The sequence below is a fragment of the Stenotrophomonas sp. YJH_SMC_21 genome, from assembly GCF_059369555.1.
Genome location: NZ_JCAFSU010000016.1, coordinates 83,298 through 100,546, shown reverse-complemented (window position 1 = coordinate 100,546; position 17,249 = coordinate 83,298). Strand labels below are relative to the sequence as shown.

The 17,249-nt window shown below is 65.6% G+C and carries 15 protein-coding genes; 5 read left to right on the top strand and 10 right to left on the bottom strand.

Features of this window, described 5'->3' with window-relative positions; all coding sequences use genetic code 11:
• Window positions 1–154: 154 nt before the first annotated feature.
• From AC5P67_RS17320 to sucC, 3 genes are all read right to left on the bottom strand, one after another.
• On the bottom strand, window positions 155–1,789 hold the full coding sequence (locus AC5P67_RS17320) for an NAD+ synthase (RefSeq protein WP_005410792.1): 1,635 nt from the start codon (window positions 1,787–1,789) through the stop codon (window positions 155–157).
• A 241-nt stretch (window positions 1,790–2,030) separates the two neighbouring features.
• Window positions 2,031–2,906 carry a succinate--CoA ligase subunit alpha gene (sucD, locus tag AC5P67_RS17315; protein ID WP_005410793.1) on the bottom strand — a complete coding sequence of 292 codons (876 nt, stop codon included), beginning with the start codon at window positions 2,904–2,906 and terminating at the stop codon, window positions 2,031–2,033.
• Window positions 2,907–2,927: 21 nt separating this feature from the next.
• The gene (sucC, locus tag AC5P67_RS17310; RefSeq protein ID WP_004154430.1) at window positions 2,928–4,097 is read right to left on the bottom strand and encodes an ADP-forming succinate--CoA ligase subunit beta; all 1,170 of its coding nucleotides are present in this window, start codon (window positions 4,095–4,097) and stop codon (window positions 2,928–2,930) included.
• A 357-nt stretch (window positions 4,098–4,454) separates the two neighbouring features.
• Here sucC and AC5P67_RS17305 point away from each other — a divergent pair, with 357 nt between their 5' ends.
• Together AC5P67_RS17305 and AC5P67_RS17300 are read left to right on the top strand one after the other, a co-directional pair.
• Window positions 4,455–6,068 (top strand): sensor histidine kinase, encoded by a 1,614-nt coding sequence (locus tag AC5P67_RS17305; protein ID WP_005410794.1) that lies wholly within the window; start codon window positions 4,455–4,457, stop codon window positions 6,066–6,068.
• Between the two features lie 60 nt (window positions 6,069–6,128).
• On the top strand, window positions 6,129–7,502 hold the full coding sequence (locus tag AC5P67_RS17300) for a sigma-54-dependent transcriptional regulator (RefSeq protein ID WP_005410795.1): 1,374 nt from the start codon (window positions 6,129–6,131) through the stop codon (window positions 7,500–7,502).
• Window positions 7,503–7,628: 126 nt separating this feature from the next.
• Here AC5P67_RS17300 and pilB read toward each other — a convergent pair whose 3' ends face one another.
• The 3 genes from pilB to AC5P67_RS17285 form a co-directional block, all read right to left on the bottom strand.
• Complete coding sequence (gene pilB / locus AC5P67_RS17295) at window positions 7,629–9,362, bottom strand: type IV-A pilus assembly ATPase PilB (protein ID WP_024956773.1); 1,734 nt, start codon at window positions 9,360–9,362, stop codon at window positions 7,629–7,631.
• A gap of 222 nt (window positions 9,363–9,584) precedes the next feature.
• Window positions 9,585–9,992: a pilin gene (locus AC5P67_RS17290; protein ID WP_495214991.1), complete on the bottom strand. Its 408-nt coding sequence runs from the start codon at window positions 9,990–9,992 to the stop codon at window positions 9,585–9,587.
• A gap of 150 nt (window positions 9,993–10,142) precedes the next feature.
• The gene (locus tag AC5P67_RS17285; RefSeq protein ID WP_495214989.1) at window positions 10,143–10,577 is read right to left on the bottom strand and encodes a pilin; all 435 of its coding nucleotides are present in this window, start codon (window positions 10,575–10,577) and stop codon (window positions 10,143–10,145) included.
• A gap of 352 nt (window positions 10,578–10,929) precedes the next feature.
• Between AC5P67_RS17285 and AC5P67_RS17280 the strand changes: the two genes are divergently transcribed.
• The 3 genes from AC5P67_RS17280 to coaE are packed head-to-tail and all read left to right on the top strand — an operon-like array spanning window position 10,930 to window position 13,683.
• Window positions 10,930–12,189, top strand: a complete 1,260-nt coding sequence (locus AC5P67_RS17280) for a type II secretion system F family protein (protein ID WP_495214987.1) — start codon at window positions 10,930–10,932, stop codon at window positions 12,187–12,189.
• 7 nt (window positions 12,190–12,196) lie between these two features.
• Window positions 12,197–13,060: a prepilin peptidase gene (locus AC5P67_RS17275; RefSeq protein ID WP_005410800.1), complete on the top strand. Its 864-nt coding sequence runs from the start codon at window positions 12,197–12,199 to the stop codon at window positions 13,058–13,060.
• An 11-nt stretch (window positions 13,061–13,071) separates the two neighbouring features.
• Complete coding sequence (gene coaE, locus AC5P67_RS17270) at window positions 13,072–13,683, top strand: dephospho-CoA kinase (protein ID WP_099561920.1); 612 nt, start codon at window positions 13,072–13,074, stop codon at window positions 13,681–13,683.
• Between the two features lie 125 nt (window positions 13,684–13,808).
• Here coaE and AC5P67_RS17265 read toward each other — a convergent pair whose 3' ends face one another.
• From AC5P67_RS17265 to AC5P67_RS17250, 4 genes are all read right to left on the bottom strand, one after another.
• Window positions 13,809–14,195: a hypothetical protein gene (locus AC5P67_RS17265; RefSeq protein WP_062605776.1), complete on the bottom strand. Its 387-nt coding sequence runs from the start codon at window positions 14,193–14,195 to the stop codon at window positions 13,809–13,811.
• A 494-nt stretch (window positions 14,196–14,689) separates the two neighbouring features.
• Window positions 14,690–16,057, bottom strand: a complete 1,368-nt coding sequence (locus tag AC5P67_RS17260) for a sensor histidine kinase (RefSeq protein WP_043034309.1) — start codon at window positions 16,055–16,057, stop codon at window positions 14,690–14,692.
• On the bottom strand, window positions 16,020–16,697 hold the full coding sequence (locus tag AC5P67_RS17255) for a response regulator transcription factor (protein WP_005410804.1): 678 nt from the start codon (window positions 16,695–16,697) through the stop codon (window positions 16,020–16,022). Before AC5P67_RS17255 ends, AC5P67_RS17260 begins: the two co-directional genes overlap by 38 nt.
• Window positions 16,698–16,705: 8 nt before the next feature.
• Complete coding sequence (locus AC5P67_RS17250) at window positions 16,706–17,176, bottom strand: hypothetical protein (RefSeq protein ID WP_005410805.1); 471 nt, start codon at window positions 17,174–17,176, stop codon at window positions 16,706–16,708.
• Window positions 17,177–17,249 lie beyond the last annotated feature (73 nt).

The following is a 17,249-nucleotide window of genomic DNA, read 5'->3' as shown; positions in this document are numbered from 1 at the left end:
CCGGAGGCAGTAGATCCACGCTATGCGTGGATGCGCGGGATACGGGTTGCCGGCCAGCGGCCGGCACTACCGGATGCAGTAGATCCACGCCATGCGTGGATGCGCGGCATACGGGTTGCCGGCCAGCGGCCGGCACTACCTGCCAACGGCTACCTCAACCCTTGTAGCCGTTGCTGATCGGGTAGCGACGCTCACGACCGAAAGCACGGCGCGACACCTTCGGGCCTGGCGCGGCCTGGTGCCGCTTCCACTCGCTGATGCGCACCAGGCGCAGCACGCGGTCGACCACGGTCGCGTCATAACCGGCGGCAACGATCTCCGTGCGCGACTGCTCCTGGTCGATGTAGCGGTACAGGATGCCGTCCAGCACGTCATAGGCCGGCAGCGAGTCCTGGTCCAGCTGGTTCTCGCGCAGTTCGGCCGACGGCGGGCGGCTGATCACCGCCGGCGGGATCACCGGCGCGCCGCCCACGGTATTGCGCCACTTGGACAGGCCGAACACCTCGGTCTTGTACAGGTCCTTCAACGGCGCATAGCCACCACACATGTCGCCATAGATGGTGGCGTAGCCGACGGCGTACTCGCTCTTGTTGCCGGTGGTCAGCAGCAGGCCACCGAACTTGTTGGCCAGCGCCATCAGGATCACGCCACGGCTGCGCGACTGCAGGTTCTCTTCGGTCACGTCCGGCGCAGTGCCTTCGAACATGGGCGCCAGCGATTCCATCAGGCCCTTGAACGCCGGCTCGATCGAGACCGCTTCCAGCTTCACGCCCAGTGCCTGGCACTGCTCGGCGGCCAGGTCGTTGGACATGCCGGCGGTGTAGCGCGACGGCAGGCGCACAGCGGTAACGTTCTCGGCGCCGAGCGCGTCGACCGCCAGCGCCAGTACCAGCGCCGAATCGATGCCACCGGACAGGCCCAGCCAGACCTTCTTGAAACCGTTCTTGCGGCAGTAATCCTGGATGCCACGGGTCACCGCGCGCCAGGCCAGCGCGTCCATGCTCTCGTCGCCATCGTCCATCCACACGTGCGGCATGAAGCGGCGCGTTTGGCCGTCGTACTCCACCACCAGCCACTGGTCGACGAAGGCGGCGGCGGCGGGGTGCACCGTGCCGTCACCATCGGCCACCACCGAGGCGCCATCAAACACCAGCGCATCCTGGCCACCGACCACATTGAGATAGGCAATCGCTGCCCCGCTCTCGCGGGTGCGTGCGGCCAGCACCGCATCGCGCTGGGCGTGCTTGCCGCGCTCGTACGGCGAGGCATTGGGTACCACCACCAGCTGCGCGCCGGCGCGCACGGTGTCGGCCAGCGGCTCGGCGAACCACAGGTCCTCGCAGATCAGCAAACCCACCGGAATGCCGTTGACCTCGAAGACGCAGCTGCCACCGTCCGGATCAACATCGAAGTAGCGGCGTTCGTCGAACACGGCGTAATTGGGCAGCTCACGCTTGCGGTAGGTCTGCTCGACCAGGCCATCGCGCAGCACGCTGGCGGCGTTGTAGACCACCGCGCCAGCCGCCTGCGGCCAGCCGACCACCGCCGTGATGCCGCGGCAGGCTGCGGCAATGCGCGTCATTGCCTGCTCGCACTCGTACAGGAAGCCGGGGCGCAGCAGCAGGTCTTCCGGCGGATAACCGCTCACCGCCAGCTCGGGGAACATCACCAGCTCGGCGCCGTACTCGTCGCGCGCCTGGCCGATCATCTCGATGATGCGCTCGGTGTTGCCGGCGACGTCGCCGACCGGGAAGTCGAACTGCGCCATCGCGATGCGGATCGAAGCCATGGGAATCCAGCCTGTGGTTGCAATGCCGCCATTGTAGCGCTGCGCCATGCGCGCGCCGGGCGCGCTCGCTGCGTGGACAGCCCCGGCTCAGTAGACCCACGCCATGCGTGGATGAGCTTGCCGGGATGGCCAGGGCGCCAGACGCAGAAAGGCCGCCCGGAGGCGGCCTTTCTGTTTTGCAGCAGCCGGTGGGAAGAGCAGTCGACTAACAGTCGACTCTACAATTCCCCGCCCAGCGGTCTTACTTGACAAGCTTGGCGATGGCAGCGCCCAGGTCGCCCGGCGAGCGGACGGTGACAACACCGGCCGCTTCCATGGCGGCGAACTTGCCTTCGGCAGTGCCCTTGCCGCCCGAGGCGATCGCACCGGCGTGGCCCATGCGCTTGCCGGCCGGAGCCGACGCACCGGCGATGAAACCGACGACCGGCTTCTTCACGTGGTTCTTGATGTACTCGGCGCCGGCTTCTTCGGCGTCGCCGCCGATTTCGCCAACCATGATGATGCCTTCGGTCTGCGGGTCTTCGTTGAACAGCTTCAGGCAGTCGACGAAGTTCAGGCCGTTGATCGGGTCACCACCGATGCCGATGCAGGTGGACTGGCCCAGGCCGACTTCGGTGGTCTGCTTGACCGCTTCATAGGTCAGGGTGCCCGAACGCGACACGATGCCGATCTTGCCCGGCTGGTGGATGTGGCCCGGCATGATGCCGATCTTGCACTCACCCGGGGTGATGACGCCCGGGCAGTTCGGCCCGATCAGCACGGTGTCCGGATGCGAACGGGTCAGCACGTTCTTGACGCGCAGCATGTCCAGCACCGGGATGCCTTCGGTGATGCAGACGATGACCTTGATGCCGGCAGCAGCGGCTTCCAGGATCGCGTCAGCCGCGTACGGCGGCGGCACGTAGATGACCGAGGCGTTGGCGCCGGTGCTCTGCACGGCGTCGGCAACGGTGTTGAAGACCGGCAGGTCGATATGGGTGGTGCCACCCTTGCCCGGGGTCACGCCGCCGACAACCTGGGTGCCGTACTCGATCATCTGAGTGGCGTGGAAGGTGCCCTGCTGGCCGGTGAAGCCCTGCACGATCACCTTGGTGTTCTTGTTGATCAAAACAGACATTGGAATTCCTTGGTGTCGGTATCAGGCGGCGTTCTTGACAGCTTCAACGATCTTCTTGGCGCCATCGTTGATGTTGTCAGCCGGGATGATGGCCATGCCGCTGTCACGCAGCAGCTGCTTGCCTTCTTCCACGTTGGTGCCTTCCAGGCGCACCACGACCGGAACCTTGACGCCCACTTCCTTCACGGCGGCGATGATGCCTTCGGCAATCATGTCGCAGCGGACGATGCCGCCGAAGATGTTGACGAAAATGCCTTCGACCTTGTCCGAGGACAGGATCAGCTTGAAGGCTTCGATGACGCGCTGCTTGTTGGCACCGCCGCCCACGTCCAGGAAGTTCGCCGGCTCGCCGCCGTTGAGCTTGATGACGTCCATGGTGGCCATGGCCAGGCCGGCGCCGTTCACCATGCAGCCGATGTTGCCGTCCATGGTGACGTAGTTGATGTCCAGTTCCGAAGCGATCACTTCGGTCGGATCTTCCTGGGTCTTGTCGCGCATGGCGACCAGGGCCTTCTGGCGGAACGCGGCGTTGTCGTCGCTGTCGAACTTGCCGTCCAGCGCGTACAGGTTGCCGTCGTCCAGGATGGCCAGCGGGTTGATTTCAACCAGGGCCAGGTCCTTTTCGTTGAACAGGCGGTACAGGTTCACCATGATGCTGGCGAACTGGCCGGCCTGCTTGGCGGTCAGGCCCAGCTTGAAGCCGAAATCGCGGCCGTGGTAACCCTGCACGCCTTCGACGAAGTCGACGTTCAGCGAGTGGATCAGCTCCGGGGTTTCAGCGGCGACCTGCTCGATCTCCACGCCGCCTTCCGAAGAGGCGATGTAGGTGATGGTCTTGGTGCCACGGTCGACCAGCACCGACAGGTACAGTTCCTTGACGATCTCGCCGGCGGTGGTCACCAGCACCAGGTTGACCGGCAGTTCAACGCCAGCGGTCTGGTAGGTGGCCATCTTGGTGCCGAGCATCTTGGCCGCAGCGGCCTTCACGTCGTCGGTGGTCTTGCAGAACTTGACGCCGCCAGCCTTGCCGCGGCCGCCAGCGTGGATCTGCGCCTTGACCATCCAGGGGCCCTGGCCCAGGGAGTTGGCAGCGGCAACCGCTTCGTCCGGGGTCGCAGCGACCTTGCCGGCCGGGACCGGGATGCCGTACTCGGCAAGCAGTTGTTTTGACTGGTATTCGTGGAAATTCATGCGTCACCGTGGGAATAGGAACGACCGCACGCAATTCCTCAGGGCCCCGGCGGGGCGCCGGCATGGACCGCGGCGGGCCCACTATTGTGGCCGAGCCGGCGCCGGGGCGCAAAGAAGTCTGTACAAAACGCCAGACGCGGGCAGATTTCCACCGTCATTCAGGCAGTTGCACCCGGGCCGGGGCTGGCCACCGGTGTCCGCAACGGGCCAAATGCGCGATCCGGGCCACTCCGGCGGCGCCCGGCCGGGGGCCCTATACTGCCCTTCGCAAACGCGACGTGCTGGCCCGGCTTCAGGGGACGCCGGCCAGGCCCGCCGCAGAATCCAGACCCAGGCAGCCAGAAGGGGAGTTCCGGCGTGTCACCCAGTGCTTCATTGATTGACCGCATCGAATCGATTCCGCGGCGTGAACTGTATTTCTTCGCGCTGTACCGGGTGCTGATCGCTACGGTCATTGCCGCCCTGCTCTACAGCCCGTTGTCGGCCATGGTCGGCGAAGCCCACCACCCGCGGCTGGCCGATGTCGTTGCGGTCATCTATCTGGCCCTGGCGCTGCTGGCCCTGGTGGTCGGCCGCAACGAACGCTGGCTGCGCCCGATCGTGGTCAGTGGCGTGCTGGTGGATATCGTGGCCGCCACCCTGCTGTCGCACGCCCTGCCCGGCGCCAGTGCCGGTATCTCGATGTCGCTGCTGTTCAACATCGCCGCCGCCGCCACCCTGCTGCCGCTCAGCCTGGGGCTGGGCCTGGCGCTGGCCGCCAGCCTGGCCACCGGCGTCGAGTACACCTGGAAGCTGCTGGAAGGCGGCGACCCCACCCGCACCCTCGCCGAACTGGCGATGTTCGCTACCAGCTACCTGGCACTGGCCTTCATCAGCTACCAGGTGGGCAACCGCGCCCGCCGCAACCAGCAGCTGGCCAACCAGCGCGGCGATGAAGTCGCCAACCTGTTCCAGATCAACGAACTGATCATCCGCCGCATGCGCACCGGCGTGCTGGTGGTGGACGCCGACAACCGCATCACCCTGGCCAACGAAGCCGCCTCGATGCTGCTGGGCGACAACGACGGCAACGGCGAAAGCGGGCGCCTGGACCTGGCCAGTGCCGCACCGGAACTGGCGCGCCGGCTGCAGCGCTGGCGCAATGGCTGGGCACAGGACGAACTGCCGCTGCAGCTCAACCCCGACCAGCCGGAAGTGCAGCCGCGCTTTGCCCGCCTGCTGGCCGGCAGCGACCTTGCGCTGGTGTTCCTGGACGATTCCAGCGTGGTCTCGCGCCGCGCCGAATCGCTCACTCTGTCGGCGATGGGCCGCTTCTCGGCCAGCCTGGCCCACGAGATCCGCAATCCGCTGGCGGCGATCAACTATGCCGTGCAGCTGCTCGAGGAAGGCACCGGCTTCAACGAAAGCGACCGCCGCCTGCTGCAGATCATCCGCCAGCAGTGCCAGCGCACCAACGGCATCGTCGAGAGCGTGCTGGGGTTGGCTCGGCGCGAACGCGCCACGCCGGAGAACGTGGACCTGGTCGCCTTCGTGCGCCGCTTCGTGCTGGAGTACAAGCAGGGCCAGACCCTGGAGACCGACAGCATCGAACCGATCATCAGCGACACATCGGTGATGGCCCAGGTCGACGCCAAGCATCTCTACCAGGTGCTGACCGTGCTGGTGCACAACGCACTGAAGTACGGCCGCATCGGCCAGCAGCCTGCACGGGTGCGGCTGCGCGTGGCCCAGCACGAACGCAGCGCGGTGATCGACGTGATGGACCGTGGCCCGGGTATCCCGGAGAGCGTGGCCGCGCAGCTGTTCCGGCCCTTCTTCACCACGTCCGAGCATGGCACGGGACTGGGCCTGTACATCGCGCGCGAGCTGTGCAGGGCCAACCAGGCCCGCCTGGACTACATCGCGGTGCCGGCCGGTGGCTCCTGCTTCCGCCTGGTGCTGCCCGGTCCACATACGCTGCTACCGAGCTGATCCCCATTCTGTGCGTCAAACATTTGTCGCTTCCAGCCCCCTCGTTTATCTTTCACGCCCATGAATGAAACCCGCAGCGCCCTCGTCGTCGACGACGAACGCGACATCCGCGAACTGCTGGTGCTGACCCTCGGCCGCATGGGGCTGCGCATCAGTACCGCCGCCAACCTGGCAGAGGCACGTGAGCTGCTGGCCAGCAATCCGTACGACCTGTGCATCACCGACATGCGCCTGCCCGATGGCAACGGCATCGAACTGGTCAGCGAGATCGCCCAGCACTACCCGCGCACGCCGGTGGCGATGATCACCGCATTCGGCAGCATGGATCTCGCCGTGGAGGCGCTGAAGGCCGGTGCGTTCGATTTCGTCAGCAAGCCGGTGGACATCTCGGTGCTGCGCGGACTGGTCAAGCACGCGCTGGAACTCAACAACGCCGAGCGCCCCGCACCGGGCCCCAACGCCGAACAGGGCGGGCGCCTGCTGGGCCACTCGCAGGCCATGGATGTGCTGCGCACCACCATCGGCAAGGTCGCGCGCAGCCAGGCGCCGGTCTACATCCTCGGCGAGTCGGGCGTCGGCAAGGAGCTGGTTGCACGCACCATCCATGCCCAGGGCGCGCGCGCGGCCGGCCCGTTCGTGCCGGTCAACTGCGGTGCCATTCCCGGCGAGCTGATGGAGAGCGAATTCTTCGGCCACCGCAAGGGCAGTTTCAGCGGCGCACACGCTGACAAGCCTGGCCTGTTCCAGGCTGCGCATGGCGGCACCCTGTTCCTGGACGAAGTGGCTGAACTGCCACTGCAGATGCAGGTGAAGCTGCTGCGCGCGATCCAGGAAAAGTCGGTGCGCGCGGTGGGCGCGGCCAACGAGGAGCCGGTGGATGTCCGCATTCTCTCGGCCACCCACAAGGATCTGGCCGAGCTGGTCGAGGACGGGCGCTTCCGCCACGACCTGTACTACCGCATCAACGTGATCGAACTGAAGGTGCCGCCGCTGCGCGAGCGCCGCCAGGACCTGCCCGAACTGGCCGCGGCCGTGCTGGCCCGATTGGCCCGCAGCCACGGCCGCGCCACCCCGCTGCTGGCGCCGTCGGCGCTGGAAGCACTGGCGCAGTACGCGTTCCCGGGCAATGTGCGCGAGCTGGAAAACATCCTGGAGCGTGCGCTGGCCCTGGCCGAGGAAGACTGCATCGGCGCCGATGACCTGCGCCTGCCGCAGCACGCGCCGCGTGCACCCGGCAGTGCGGCGCCCGCCGAAGCGGTGGCCGACCTGCAGCCGGGCAGCGCTGCCCTGCCCTCCTACATCGAGCAGCTCGAGCGCAGCGCCATCCAGCGTGCGCTGGAAGAGAACCGCTGGAACAAGACCCGTACCGCCGCGCAGCTGGGCATCACCTTCCGTGCGCTGCGCTACAAGCTGAAGAAGCTGGGGATGGAGTAAACCCGGGGGCCGGATCCCTTTCCAAAGGAAAGGGCTCTGACCCGGCGCGTACGACCGAACTGGTAGTGCCGGCCGCTGGCCGGCAACCCCATGCATCGCGTCATCCACGCATGGCGTGGATCTACCTCAATCCTTGGTGACGCGGTTGATCTCGGCCAAGCTGGTAATGCCCGCCGCCGCCTTCTTCAATGCCGACTGGCGCAGGTCATTCACCCCGATCTGCTGCGCCGCCTCGGCAATCTGCAGCGCATTGCCACCGGCCAGCACGATGGTGGCGATCTCATCGGTCATCGGCATGACCTGGTAGACGCCGGTCCGGCCCTTGTAGCCCTCAGTGCATTCGTCGCAGCCCACGGCCTCGTACAGCTCGATGCCCGCATCCAGCTGCGCCTGGGTGAAGCCTTCGGCCAGCAGCGCATGTTCGGGCAGGCTGGACGGTCGCTTGCAGTTGCCGCACAGGCGACGCGCCAGGCGCTGGGCGATCACCAGCGTCACCGAGCTGGTGATGTTGTAGGGCGCGATACCCATGTTCATCAGGCGCGCGATGGTCTGCGGCGCATCGTTGGTATGCAGCGTGGACAGCACCATGTGGCCGGTCTGCGCGGCCTTGATCGCGATCTCCGCCGTTTCCAGGTCGCGGATTTCGCCGACCATGATGATGTCCGGGTCCTGTCGCAGGAACGAGCGCAGCGCCGCGGCGAAGGTCATGCCGCGCTTGTTGTTCTGCTGTACCTGGTTGACGCCGGGCAGGCGGATTTCCACCGGGTCTTCGGCAGTGGAGATGTTGCGCGTCTCGTCGTTGAGGATGCCCAGCGCGGTATACAGCGACACGGTCTTGCCCGAACCGGTCGGGCCGGTCACCAGCACCATGCCGTACGGCTTGTGGATGGCATCCAGGAACAGCTTCTGCTGGTCCGGCTCGTAACCCAGCTTGTCGATGCCCAGCTTGGCCGCGCTGCCATCGAGGATACGCAGCACCACCTTCTCGCCGAACAGGGTCGGCAGCGTGCTGACGCGGAAGTCGATCTGCTTGGTCTTGGACAGGTTGAGCTTGATGCGGCCGTCCTGCGGGACGCGCTTCTCGGCGATGTCCAGCTGTGCCATCACCTTCAGGCGCGCGGCGATGCGCTGGTTCAGCTTCACCGGTGCGCGCGCCACCATCTTCAGCAGGCCGTCGATGCGCAGGCGCACGCGGTAATCGTCTTCGTAGGGCTCGAAGTGGATGTCCGAGGCGCCCTTGCGGATCGCATCGACCAGCACCTTGTTGACGAACTTCACCACCGGGGTGTCGTCACCCTTGGCGTCGATGCCGGAATCGCCGCCGGTGGCGCCGAGATCCTCGTCGCCGGCCGCCACGTCCAGGTTGCCCATGCCATCGTCATCGCCACCCAGAGCGTCGCCAAGGGCGTCATGGCTGGCGTGCCACTGTTCCAGCGTGCGCCGGATCTGGTCCTCGTCGACCAGGATCGGCTCGACCACCAGGTTGGTGTGGAACTTGATCTCGTCCAGCGAGTGGGTCGGGTTGCTGGTGCCGACGAACAGCTTGCCACCGCGCTTGAACAGCGGCAGCACGTTGTGCTTGCGCAGCAGCTCCTCGCTGACCAGGCTCATCGCGTTCTGGCTGGCGTCGAAGGTGGACACGTCGAACAGCGGCATGCCGAACTCGACCGCATTGGCGGCGGCCAGCTGCGAGGCATTGACCAGCTTGTTCTGCGCGAACCAGGTCGGCAGTGGCTGGCGCGCGGCGGCGGCCTTGGCCATGGCGTCGCGGGCGGTGGCCTCGTCCAGGGCCCCGTCCTGCACCAGGCGACGGGCCAGGCCGGTGATGCCGACAAGATTGGCGGTGGTGACAGCGTTCATATGAATCCTTGGCTCATGGGGTCATGCCATGCCGTGCGTCTTGCACGGACACCGCACGGGGCAGCAGAACCCGCCGCGACCCAATGGCCACCGGCATCGCCAATCCATGAGCAACACTGCCTTGCCCGGCACTCCCGGCCCGGCAGGCACGATCCTGACTCCCCCGGGGATGATAGCCCCGTCAAGGGGCAGCCAGCATCCCATCGGAGCGCTGAAGTGTGATCAGCAGCCGGTCGGGCGATAGCGCGCTTCGAACGCGCTGCCATCGCAGCTCCAGATGCCCTCGGCGGAGCGGCGCAGGATCAGGTCTTTGCCGTCCAGCGCGCTGTGTCCCTTGAGGGTGCAGCTGATGTGGCCGACACCGGAGTCGCTGAGTTCGGCTTCAACGTTGGAGCAGTGGGCGTTCTGGGCACCGCCGATGAATTCGGGGGTGACCTCGCTGGCGGAGCGGCCCTGATATACGACCGTCTCCACCAGTGTCTTTCCGGGACTGATATCCGCCAGCGCGGCGGTCAGCTGGGTGCGGATGATGTATGGCTGGAACACCACCGTCGCGATGGCCACCAGAATGGCAATGATGGCCACCACGATCATCAGTTCGATGAGCGTGAAGCCCTTCTGCGTGTTCATGACTCCCCCTGTTTGATCCAGCAATCCCCATTGCTGCGTGCTGACTGAATTTTGTATCCCGGTCAGCACAAGGCCCGCCGAAGCGGGCCTTGTGTTCAATTAGCGAACCCGCACTGGGGCGAAGCTACCCAGGTAGGTCGACTAAATGACTTAGCTCTTGGTGCAGCCCTTCGGCATGAACTTGGCATCCATTACGGTAACGACGCAGGAGAAGCCGCCCGGCTTGGTAATAGCGCCCTTATCATCAACTTCGGAATCAGCATAGTTCAGAGCAATCGTAGCCTTGTCGCCGATACGGCCCGGATCACTGATAGTGCAGGTCATACCAGTATCATTCACGCTAATGGCACTGCAGCTGCCAGTCACGGTGCTGGTGAAGCCGGCACTGTTGGCATTCGGAACACGGCCTGCGCTCTTCTCCATCTCGAACTGGGTCTTGTGCGAGGCCAGGTCGGCCAGCGCAGCGGTGACCTTCGACTTCGAGGTGTAGTCCTGGTAGGCCGGCAGCGCGATGGCAGCCAGGATGGCGATGATCGCGACGACGATCATCAGTTCGATAAGGGTGAAGCCCTTCTGGTTCTTCATTGATACATCCCCAAGATAGTGGTGGTTGAGTTCAGTGCACGGGATCGGACCGGACGGTGCCGGTTGAGCGGGCCCCATGCCCTGCGGGTGGATCAACGCAGGTTGCGTGCCAACCCCGGCACGCCTCCCCCTGGATTTCCCCGCGCCCATGATGGCAGCAATTTCGCGGATGGGAACCCCCCGCTTCCGAATCTGCGATGGACGCGGCAATGTGACGCAGTACGTCACCTTTGGTCGGCACCCGGCACGAAATCGCACGCTGGGCCGCCTGCCAACTGCCCATCCGCCCTTGAACCCGCTACCATCGATGGCTAGTTACCCGCCTGGGGATGGCGGGTCTTGGGGAGCCAACATGTCTGTCAGTCGCAGTGCGATCAAGAAAGAGCCGGTGGCGCGCGCCACCATGGAACTGCAGCCGTTTGTCTGGGAGGGAACCGACAAGCGGGGCGTGAAGATGAAGGGTGAGCAGCTGGCCAAGAACGCCAACCTGCTGCGCGCCGAGCTGCGCCGCCAGGGCATCAACCCGGGCCAGGTCAAGCCCAAGTCGAAGCCACTGTTCGGCGCCGCCGGCAGCCCAATCAAGCCCAAGGACATCGCCTTCTTCAGCCGGCAGATGGCCACGATGATGAAATCCGGCGTGCCGATCGTGTCGTCGCTGGACATCATCGCCAGCGGGCACAAGAACCCGCGGATGAAGAAGCTGGTCGACACCATCCGCACCGACATCGAGGGCGGCTCCTCGATGTACGAGGCGATCAGCAAGCACCCGGTGCAGTTCGACGAGCTGTACCGCAACCTGGTGCGGGCCGGCGAAGGCGCCGGCGTGCTGGAAACCGTTCTGGACACGGTGGCCACCTACAAGGAGAACATCGAAGCGCTGAAAGGCAAGATCAAGAAGGCGCTGTTCTACCCGATCATGGTGGTGGTGGTGGCGATGCTGGTCAGCGGCATCATGCTGGTGTTCGTGGTGCCGCAGTTCGAGGACGTGTTCAAGAGCTTCGGCGCCGAGCTGCCCGCCTTCACCCAGCTGGTGGTGAACCTCTCAAGATTCATGGTGTCGTGGTGGTGGCTGATGCTGCTGGTCGCGATCGGTACGGCGGTCGGCCTGGTCATGGCCTACAAGCGCTCGCCGAAGATGCAGCATGCGATGGACCGGTTCGTGCTGAAGGTACCGGTGATCGGGCAGATCATGCACAACAGCGCCATCGCCCGCTTCTCGCGCACCACCGCGGTGACCTTCAAGGCCGGCGTGCCGCTGGTGGAGGCGTTGGGCATCGTGGCCGGTGCTACCGGCAACACCGTGTACGAAGAGGCGGTGCTGCGCATGCGCGACGACGTCTCGGTGGGTTACCCGGTGAACATGTCGATGAAGCAGACCAACCTGTTCCCGCACATGGTCATCCAGATGACCGGCATCGGCGAAGAGGCCGGTGCGCTGGACGCCATGCTGTTCAAGGTGGCCGAGTACTATGAGCAGGAGGTCAACAATTCGGTGGATGCCCTGAGCAGCCTGCTGGAACCGATGATCATGGTGTTCATTGGTACCATTGTGGGCGGCATGGTGATTGCCATGTACCTTCCCATCTTCAAACTCGGCGCCGTCGTCGGATAACACATACATGGCTTTTCTCGACCAGCATCCTGGCCTCGGCTACCCCGCCGCGGCCGCCTTCGGACTGCTGCTGGGCAGTTTCCTGAACGTCGTCATCCTGCGCCTGCCCAAGCGGCTGGAATGGCAGTGGAAGCGCGATGCGCGCGAAGTCCTGGAGGAACCGGACTTCTATGAGCCGCCCCCACCGGGGATCGTGGTCGAGCCGTCGCACTGCCCGCACTGCAAGCACAAGCTGAGCTGGTACGAGAACATCCCGCTGTTCAGCTGGATCATCCAGGGCGGCAAGTGCCGCCACTGCAAGGCGCCGATCTCGCTGCAGTACCCGCTGGTGGAGGCGCTGACCTCACTGCTGGTGGTGGCCTGCGTCTGGCAGTTCGGCTTCGGCTGGCAGGGTTTCGGCGCCATCGTGCTGACCTGCTTCCTGATCGCGCTGTCCGGCATCGACCTGCGCACCCAGCTGCTGCCCGACCAGCTCACCCTGCCGCTGATGTGGCTGGGGCTGATAGGCAGCATCGACAACCTCTACATGCCGGCCAAGCCCGCCCTGGTGGGCGCGGCGGTGGGTTACCTGTCGCTGTGGACGGTCTGGTGGCTGTTCAAGCAGCTGACCGGCAAGGAGGGCATGGGCCACGGCGACTTCAAACTGCTGGCAGCCCTGGGCGCCTGGTGTGGCCTGAAGGGCATCCTGCCGATCATCCTGCTGTCGTCGGTGCTGGGCGCCATCATCGGCTCGATCTGGCTGTACAGCCGGGGCCGTGACCGCGCCACGCCGATTCCGTTCGGCCCTTACCTGGCCATTGCCGGCTGGCTGTACTTCATGTGGGGTGCGCCGCTGGTGGAGCAGTACATGGTGATGAGCGGGCTGCGCTGAGGGGAGTCCCCATGAGCCGCTATGTGGTTGGCCTGACCGGTGGCATCGCCTCGGGCAAGAGTGAAGTGACCCGGCGCTTCGAAGCGCTGGGCATCGTGGTGGCCGATGCCGACCTGGCCGCCCGGGCGGTGGTCGCCGCCGGCAGCCCGGCGCTGGCCCGTATCGCCGAGCGCTTCGGCGCCGGCATGCTGCTGGCTGATGGCGCCCTGGACCGGGGCCGCCTGCGCGCCCACGTCTTCGCCGATCCGGCCGAGCGGACGGCGCTGGAAGCCATCACCCACCCGGCCATCCGCCAGCTGATGCAACAGCAGTGCGAGCAGGCTGAAAGCCCTTATGCGATTGCCGCCATTCCGCTGCTGACCGAGGTCGGCGGGCGGAAGGCATACCCCTGGCTGGACCGGGTGCTGCTGGTGGATGCACCGGAAGCCGTGCAGCACGCCCGCCTGATGCAGCGCGATGGCATCGACGCCGCGCTGGCTGACCGCATGATCGCCGCCCAGGCCAGCCGTGCGCAGCGCTTGGCACTGGCCGATGACGTGGTGGTCAATGATGGGCAGCCGGAGGACCTGCAGGTGCAGGTGGAACAGCTGCATGCGCGGTATCTGGGCTTGGCCGGGGCTTGAGGCCTGGTTGCCGGCCAGCGGCCGGCACTACCGAAGCGCATCCATGCGTGGCGTAGATCTACTGGCCGATTCGATTGCCGGCCAGCGGCCGGCACTACCAAAGCGCATCCATGTGTGGCGTGGATCTACTCCAGCTGCTGGCGGGCGTAGCGGGCCAGTTCGCGGGCGCCCAACAGCAGGCCGTCGACCACATCGGGATTGAGCTGCTGGCGGGCGCCACCCTGCTCCCGCGCGATTTCGGCAGCGTGCAGCAGCTGGATCAGGGTATTCAGGCCGGCAAGCGTGCGGCTGAGACCAGCCATCGTGGCGGCCTGCGCCGGGCTGCCCCCCTGCACATCCAGCCGCTGGCCGTCGGCGGCGTCGCGGCCATCCATGCGCGCCAGCAGGGCGGGCAGCAGGTCCCTGGGGTCATCCAGCAGAACTTCGACCCGCTCGGCGACGTCGGCAGGCAGCAGGTGGGCGGCATCGCCGATCAGGGCGTGCAACTGGGGGAACAGCGGGCGGGTGGACATGATGAAGCTCCTCGCAGACGGCAGGCCACCTGCAGATGCAAGGTGGCGGACGGTGCGGGTTGGCGTACCGGAGACCCAACAACTCAAAAGCGAAGGAAAAAGACTCCAGCGGATTCTGGCGAATCCCCACGCACCGTCCGCCAAAGCGAGGGCAGACGATGCATTTTCCATGATGAGCTAGAGCACATCCGGAGCTTTTGATTTGTTGGTTTTTTTCAGGACGCCAATCCCGGCCAAGGCACCTGCCCCGGCCAGGTCATCAGGCCATCGCCGCGCACGGCAATCTGTAAGGAAATTCCCAAGTGCGGCGCGGGCTTGCCAATGCGTGCGTTGGAACACGCGCGGGGCGCGGCAGCGATCACGGTGGTGTCGTGTCGGGCCTGTGATGCGATGTTCGCGTGCGGGAGATTCAGTGGCACAAGCGACACAGGGCGTGATGCAAGGTCGGCAGGGTCCGTGCCGACCAAGGTCGGCACCCACCAAAGCAGGGCCGCTTACAACGGCTTCGGCGAGAACGTCAGGGTGGCGATCACGCCACGCTCGCCACCGGGGCGCACGCTCACCTGCCAGCCGTACAGGTCGCACAGACGGCTGACGATCGACAGGCCGATGCCGCCGCCCTGCGAATGACCAGCGTGCGTGCCGCGGTAGCCACGCTGGAACAGCTTGGCCGCGTCTTCCTCGCTCAGGCCCGGGCCGCTGTCGGTCACCGACACCGAATTGGCGCCCACGAAGACGCGTACTTCGCCATCCTGCGAGTACTTCACCGCGTTGCCGATCAGGTTGCCCAGCGCCACCGACAGCGCCGCCTCGGGTGCATCGATCACCAGGTTGCGCTCGCCTTCCAGCAGCAGCTCCAGCGGCTTGCCACCCAGCTGCGCGCGGTGCGCATCCAGCAGCTGCTCGGCCACGCGGGCCACGTTGCTGGTGCCCTGCCCGCGCTCGTTGCGCGACAGCAGCAGCAGTGCGCCGATCAGGTCGCTGCACTGCTGCTCGGCACGCTGGATACGCTGCAGGCGCTGCAGCACCTTCTCGTCCAGGCCGGGCCGGGTCAGCAGCAGCTCGGTGGCACCGCGGATCACTGCCAGCGGCGTGCGCAGTTCATGGCTGACGTCTGCATTGAACTCGCGATCGCGCTGCACCACTTCGGTCAGCCGCGAGGAATAGTCGTCCAGCGCCTGTGCCAGCTGCCCCACCTCGTCATCGGGAAAGCGCGGCGCCAAGGGCTCGGGCTCACTGGTACCGCCACGGTACGCACGCAGCCGCGCGGCCAGGTCCGACACCGGCTTCATCACCTTCGACGCCGACCACCAGCCCAGCACCAGCGACAGCACGCTGAACACCAGCACCGACAACACCAGCGCGCGGTTGAGCTGCTTGCCGCCGCGCACGCTGTCGGTCATGTCATAGGCGAGGAAGAACCAGGCGTCGGGCGTCTTCCGCACGGCCAGCTTGTAGGAATAGGGTTCGCCGTGTTCGTCGCCGCTGACGCTGTGGATGCCATCGGAGAAGCCCGCCCACTGCGCGCGTTCTTCGCGCACCCGGTCGAACTTGTCCTTGGAATAGGCATACGCACGGATCTGCAGCACCGGCGCGTCCGGGTTGTGGCCCGGGTGTTCGTAGTAGCGCCGCGCGTACTCGTCGATGTTGCGGTTCATCAGCTCTTCCACCAGCTGGTTTTCCACGCGCAGGCGGGCCCAGTTGGTGGCAAACGCGAACAGTGTCGTCAGGCAGAAGCCCAACAACACGAACGAGACGATGATGCGGCTGCGCAGGCGCCGCCGGTATGGCGTGCGCCGGCGCTCCCCCTTGGCTGCCACGGAATCAGGCTTCCGGGGTGGCGATGCGGTATCCGATGCCATGGCGGGTCTGGATCAGCGGCACTTCAAACGGCTTGTCGACCACCGCACGCAGGCCATGGATATGCACGCGCAGCGAATCCGAATCAGGCAGTTCCTCGCCCCACACGCGGGTTTCCAGCTCCTGGCGGGTCACCACCGCCGGTGCCGCTTCCATCAGCGCCTGCAGGATCTTCAGCGCGGTCGGGTTGAGCTGCAGCAGCTTGCCCTGGCGGCGCACTTCCAGCGTATCCAGGTTGTATTCCAGGTCGCCGGTTTCCAGCACGCGGGTCTGCACGCCCTTGCCGCGGCGCGACAGGGCGTTCAGACGCACTTCCACTTCCTGCAGCGCAAACGGCTTGATCAGGTAGTCATCGGCACCGGAATCGAAGCCGGCCAGCTTGTTGTCCAGCGAATCGCGGGCCGTCAGCATCAGCACCGGGGTCTGCTTGCGCGCTTCATTGCGCAGTTTGCGGCAGACTTCGATGCCGTCCATGCCTGGCAGGTTGAGATCCAGCACGATCGCGTCGAACTCGTGCACCACGGCCAGATGCAGGCCGGTGACCCCGTCAGCCGCGAAGTCCACCGTATGCCCCCGGTCCTCCAGATAGTCGCCCAGGTTGGCCGCAATGTCGCTGTTGTCTTCGATTACCAGGATTCTCACTGTCACCTCTAGTTGACTGTACTGCCGGCGCGCATGACCTGCCTCATGTCCTGCTGTGCCCGTTCCTTCTGCCGAGCGCGCTCGGCAACGGTCATGCACTGCGTCGTGGTCCGGTTGGAACCGATGGGCTTTTCACGTTGGCATATTAGACGACTATCTTCACGCGCCTGTGTCAAAACCGTGTTCACGACCTGCTGATCGTTGAAGACCTGGGTTTGCACCGGTTCAGGCATGGAATCGCGTGCCGGGTACTGCTCCACCGCTGCGCGCATGCGTGCCAGGGCGTCGTTGACGCGGGTGCGCTCGTCCTGCTTGAGTTCCGAATAGGTTTCGCCGTCCTTGAGCTCCACCTCGATACGCGCGATCTGCTGCTGCAGCGGCTGGCCGGGCACGAACACGTCCTTGCCCCTGGATGCCGATGCGGTACTGACCAGGGCGAGTCCTGACAACAGGACGGCCGACATCAAAGCCTGTTTCATGGCAAACAAATCCTTGTCTGTGGCGAATCCCGACTCTATTCGCACCCCCTTCACGCCAGCAAGTGCCAATGGT